Below are 4,733 nucleotides of genomic sequence, written 5' to 3' on the forward strand. Positions count from 1 at the left end.
TCGACCACCAGCTCGCCGAGGGCGGCGAGGAGGAGGGGGGTGGCCGCGGTGATCACCGTCGCGGCGATCAGGACGAACATATCCATCACGACACCGTCACAGGCTTGGGCGAGGGTTTGGGCTGGCCGGCGGTCAGGCGCAGGCGGTAGCGGACCAGGACGTCGGCGGCCAGCAGGTAGAACAGCAGCATGCCCTGGAACACGCCGGTCGCCGCCTGCGGCAGCCCGGCCGAGACCTGGGCGTTCTCGCCGCCGATATAGGACAGCGCCATCACCAGCCCGGCGACGATGATGCCGATCGGGTGCAGCCGGCCCAGGAAGGCGACGATGATGCCGGTGAAGCCGTAGCCCGGCGTCAGCTGCGGGATCAGCTGGCCGATCGGGCCCGCCGCCTCGAAGGTGCCGGCCAGCCCGGCCAGGGCGCCGGAGAAGAGCAGGCTGAACCAGGTGATGCGCTTGCCGCTGAACCCGGCGAAGCGGGCCGCGGCCGGGGCCTGGCCGACCACCCGGATCTGGAAGCCCAGCACGGTGCGGCCCATCAGGAACCAGGCGGCGACCGCGACCAGCAGCGCCACCAGCACGCCGAGATGCAGCCGGGTGCCCTCGACCAGGATCGGCAGCGTCGCCGCATCGGTGAACATCCGGGTCTGCGGGAAGTTGTAGCCATCCGGGTCCTTCCACGGGCCGAAGATCAGGATGCTGAGCACCAGCGAGGCGACATAGGTCAGCATCAGGCTGGTCAGGATCTCGCTGACGTCGAACCGGGTCTTCAGGAAGGCGGGGATCGCGGCATAGGCCATGCCGCCCAGGACGCCGGCGACGCACATCGCCGGCAGGATCCACCAGCCATCCTGGCCCCAGAAGCCCAGCGCGACGGCACCGGCGGCGATCGCGCCCATGGTCAGCTGGCCCTCGGCACCGATGTTCCAGACATTGGCGCGGAAGCCGATGGCCAGGCCGGTGGCGATCAGGATAAGCGGCGCCGCCTTCACCCCCAGCTCGGTCCAGCCGTAGAAGCTCTCGATCGGTGCGATCAGGAACTGGTACAGCGTCTCCGCCGGATCCAGCCCGAGGGCCAGGAACAGCAGGTAGCCGCTGGCGACGGTCAGGGCGATGGCGATCAGCGGGGTCAGCCAGACCATGGCGCGGGACGGTTCCCGCCGGGGTTCGATCCTAAGCAACATGGACGGCGTGTTCCTTCTCTTCGACGGCCACCGGCTCCGCCCCATGCAGCCCGCCCATCAGCAGGCCGATCTCCGCCACCGAGATCTCGGCGGTGGGACGAGCTTCGGACAGGCGGCCCAGATTGATCACCGCCAGCCGGTCGGTGATCTGCAAGAGCTCGTCGAGATCCTGCGAGATCACCACGACCGCGGTGCCGTTCTGGGCCAGGGTCATCAGCGCCTGGTGGATGGCGGTGGCGGCACCGGCATCGACGCCCCAGGTCGGCTGCGACACGATGAAGACCTCGGGCGTCTGCAGCACCTCGCGCCCGACGACGTATTTCTGCAGATTGCCGCCGGACAGGCTGCCGGCCAGCGCGTCCGGCCCGCGGGTCTTGACCCCGAAGTCGCGGATCACCCGCTCGGCATAGAGGCGGGCCAGGCCGGCGCGGATCAGCCCACCGGGCGCCAGCTTCATCCGGTTGCGGGCGCTCAGCAGCGTGTTGCCGGCCAGGCTCATCTCCGGCACGGCGGCGTGGCCGTTGCGCTCCTCCGGCACGGTGCACAGCCCCAGTTGCCGGCGCTGCTCCGCGCTCAGATGCGCGACCGGCTTGGTGCCGATGCGGATGGCGCCGGCCGGGCGGACCCGGTGCTCGCCGGACAGGGCCTGCGACAGCTCGGTCTGGCCGTTGCCGGCGATGCCGGCGATGCCCAGGATCTCGCCGGCGCCGACGGTGAAGGTGATGTCCTTCAGCGCGGTGCCGAAGGGCCCGGCGGCCGGCAGGCTCAGCCGGTCCACCACCAGCTTCGGTTCGGCCGCGCCGCGGACTCCGCGCCGGGCCAGGGTGCGCAGCTCGGCCCCGATCATCATCTGCGCCATGCTGCGCGCGGTCTCGGCCGCCGGGTTGCAGATGCCGACCACCTTGCCGCCGCGCATGATCGTGGCGCGGTCGCACAGCGCCTTGATCTCATGCAGCTTGTGACTGATGTACAGGATCGAGCAGCCTTCGGCGGCCAAGCGGCGCAGCGTCTCGAACAGCCGGTCCACCTCCTGCGGCGTCAGCACCGAGGTCGGCTCGTCCATGACCAGCAGCTTCGGATCTTGCAGCAGGCAGCGCACGATCTCGACCCGCTGGCGCTCGCCGACCGACAGGGAGTGGATTTCGCGATGCGGATCCAGCGGCAGGCCATAGGCCTCGGACACCTCGCGGATCTTGTTGGCCAGGACGCGCCGCTCGGGCGGGTTCTCCAGGCCCAGGGCGATGTTCTCGGCGACGGTCAGTGCCTCGAACAGCGAGAAATGCTGGAACACCATGCCGATGCCCAGGCGCCGGGCCTCCTGCGGGTTGGCGGGGCGGACCGCCGCGCCGTTCCACAGGATCTCGCCGGCATCGGGCTGCAGCAGGCCGTAGATCGACTTGACCAGCGTGCTCTTGCCGGCGCCGTTCTCGCCCAGCAGCGCATGGATCTCGCCCGGCTGGACGGAAAAGCTTACGCCGTCGTTCGCGACGAGACTCGCGAACCTCTTGGTGATGCCGCGCAATTCGATGCGCGCGGGGCCGGCCCCCGGGTTGCGGTCCATGCTGCCTCCTGTTCTGGAGCCGCCCCCGCCGCCGGTTTGTCGGCAGGGGTGGAGATGTCCTTAGCTTTGGCGAAGGCGATGAGCAATTCCGCCGCCACCATGGCGGCGATGATCGCCGGTCGCTTGTCGCGCCCGAGGCCTGCCCCGATCGGGCAGGTCAGGAAACCGGTGCGCCGCGGATCGTTGCCGCGGGCCCGGAACCAGCGCTCGAAGCGCTCGCGCTTGGTGGCGGAACCGATCAGCCCGACATAGGCGGCATCGCCGCGCCGCAGGGCCGCCTCGGCCACGTCGAAATCCATGGCATGGCTGTGGGTCATGACGAGATAGGCGGCCCCGGCCGGGGCCTCGGCGACGACGTCGAGCGGGGTCGGCGTCAGCCGCCTCGTGACGGTCTCGGGGATCTCTGCCGGGAACTCGTCGGCGCGGCCGTCGACCCATTGGATGTTCAGGGGCAGGGGCGACAAAGCGCGGGCCAGGGCCTTGCCGACATGGCCGGCGCCGAACACCAGCACGCTGGGCCGGGCGGCCGCTTCCTCCGCCTCTTCGCCATCGATCCGCGCCAGGGTGGCGCCGTCGGCCAGCTCCAGGTCGATCACGACATAGCCGCCGCAGCACTGGCCGATGGCGGGGCCCAGCGGGATCTCGACCCGTTGCGACCGGTCCTTGCCGGCGATCAGGGCGCGGGCGGCGGCGATCGCGTCCCATTCCATCCGCCCGCCGCCGATGGTGCCGCGGGCGGCGGCGGCGGTGACCAGCATATGCACCCCGGCCTCGCGCGGGGTCGACCCCCGGGCCTCGGTCAGCGTGACCAGCACGGTCGGCTCACCATCACCCAGCCACAGCCGCAACGTCGGGGCGAGGGAGGTCATCCCACGCCTCCCGCCGCGGCGCGCAGCCGGTCGATCGCGTCCAGCACCTTTTCCGGTGTCGCCGGCGGGTCCAGGCGTGGGCAGATCCGGTGGTCGGCGACGCTGGCGACGGCGTCGGACAGGGCGTGCAGCACAGAGACGCCTAGCATGAAGGGCGGCTCGCCCACCGCCTTGGAGCGGTAGATCGTCTCCTCGCGGTTCTGCACCTCCGCCAGCCGGACGTTGAAGATGCGCGGCCGGTCGCTCGCCACCGGGATCTTGTACGTGCTGGGCGCGTGCGTGCGCAGGCGGCCCTTGCCGTCCCACCACAGCTCTTCCATCGTCAGCCAGCCCATGCCCTGGATGAAGCCGCCCTCGACCTGGCCCAGGTCGATCGCCGGGTTCAGCGACTTGCCGGCATCGTGCAGGATGTCGACCCGGTCCAGCCGGTATTCCCCGGTCAGGGTGTCGACCGTGACCTCGCTGACCGCCGCGCCATAGGCGAAGTAATAGAAGGGGCGGCCGCGGCCGGCGGCGCGGTCCCAATGGATCTTCGGCGTCTTGTAGAAGCCGGCGGCAGACAGTTGCACCCGGCCGAAATAGGCGGTGCGCACCAGCTCCGCGAACGGCATCTCCTGGTCGCCGATCTGCACCGCGTTGCGGCGGAACACCACCTGGTCCGGCCGCACCTGCCAGCGTTCGGCGGCGAAGGCGACCAGCCGCTCCTTGATGATCCGCGCCCCGGCCTGCGCGGCCATGCCGTTGAGGTCGGCACCGGAGGAGGCGGCGGTGGCCGAGGTGTTGGGCACCTTGCCGGTGGTGGTGGCGGTGATGTGGACCCGGCCGATATCGACCCGGAACTCCTCGGCCACGATCTGGGCGACCTTGACGTACAGGCCCTGGCCCATCTCGGTGCCGCCATGGTTCAGGTGGATCGACCCGTCCTTGTAGACATGCACCAGCGCGCCGGCCTGGTTGTAGGCCGTGGCGGTTAACGAGATGCCGAACTTCACCGGCGTGAGCGCGAGGCCGCGCCTGATGATCGGGCTTCCCGCATTGGCCGCGCGGATCCCCGCCCGCCGGGCACGGTAGCCGCAACGCTCTTCCAGGGCTGCCACCAACTCCGGCAGGACGTTGTCCT

The 4,733-nt window shown here is 70.5% G+C and carries 4 protein-coding genes; all 4 read right to left on the reverse strand.

Features of this window, described 5'->3' with window-relative positions; genetic code table 11:
- Positions 1-85: 85 nt before the first annotated feature.
- Positions 86-1,141, reverse strand: coding sequence for an ABC transporter permease (locus tag AC3XYG_RS40435; protein ID WP_489145570.1), 1,056 nt, complete (start codon positions 1,139-1,141; stop codon positions 86-88).
- Between the two features lie 31 nt (positions 1,142-1,172).
- The gene (locus AC3XYG_RS40440) at positions 1,173-2,744 is read right to left on the reverse strand and encodes an ABC transporter ATP-binding protein (RefSeq protein ID WP_489145571.1); all 1,572 of its coding nucleotides are present in this window, start codon (positions 2,742-2,744) and stop codon (positions 1,173-1,175) included.
- Positions 2,654-3,613 (reverse strand): xanthine dehydrogenase accessory protein XdhC, encoded by a 960-nt coding sequence (xdhC, locus tag AC3XYG_RS40445; protein ID WP_489145572.1) that lies wholly within the window; start codon positions 3,611-3,613, stop codon positions 2,654-2,656. Before xdhC ends, AC3XYG_RS40440 begins: the two co-directional genes overlap by 91 nt.
- Positions 3,610-4,733, reverse strand: a 1,124-nt coding sequence (locus AC3XYG_RS40450; protein WP_489145573.1) for a molybdopterin cofactor-binding domain-containing protein, incomplete at its 5' end; no start/stop codon positions are given. The genes xdhC and AC3XYG_RS40450, both read right to left, overlap by 4 nt.

The sequence above is a fragment of the Inquilinus sp. genome (assembly GCF_057815775.1).

Excerpts from the sequence above, each read along its gene's own strand:
- AC3XYG_RS40435 (WP_489145570.1), bottom strand. The coding sequence starts at position 1,141 with ATGGTCTGGCTGACCCCGCTGATCGCCATCGCCCTGACCGTCGCCAGC.
- AC3XYG_RS40440 (WP_489145571.1), bottom strand. The coding sequence starts at position 2,744 with ATGGACCGCAACCCGGGGGCCGGCCCCGCGCGCATCGAATTGCGCGGC.
- xdhC (WP_489145572.1), bottom strand. The coding sequence starts at position 3,613 with ATGACCTCCCTCGCCCCGACGTTGCGGCTGTGGCTGGGTGATGGTGAG.